The organism is Chryseobacterium sp. SIMBA_028 (genome assembly GCF_046535285.1).
Classification (GTDB): Bacteria; Bacteroidota; Bacteroidia; order Flavobacteriales; family Weeksellaceae; genus Chryseobacterium.
In genome coordinates this window covers 1-230 of the sequence record NZ_JAWRWZ010000900.1, presented here as the reverse complement: position 1 = coordinate 230, position 230 = coordinate 1, and the positions used below count along the sequence as shown (strand labels likewise).

The 230-nt window shown below is 29.1% G+C and carries 1 protein-coding gene; it reads right to left on the bottom strand.

Annotation, left to right across the window (positions count from 1 at the left end; genetic code table 11):
* Positions 1–230, bottom strand: a 230-nt coding sequence (locus tag SCA31_RS25810) for a hypothetical protein (RefSeq protein ID WP_410699777.1), incomplete at both ends; no start/stop codon positions are given.

Below are 230 nucleotides of genomic sequence, written 5' to 3'. Positions count from 1 at the left end.
GTTAATACTTTTCCATCTGTATTTAAAGAATTTCTCTGCATTTACTTTAAAAAAATAATCAAAGTTTTTTGGAATATATTTTTTTCTTTCTTCTTCGGGTTTATCTTTTTCTTTCTCTTCATATTCTTTCACTTTTTTACTTTCATTCTCCAGGTTCCACTGTTGAGATTCCTGGGTCTGAAGCTTAAGGACTGTATTTTCCATCAGATCATATTCTTCATAGTTGTCAT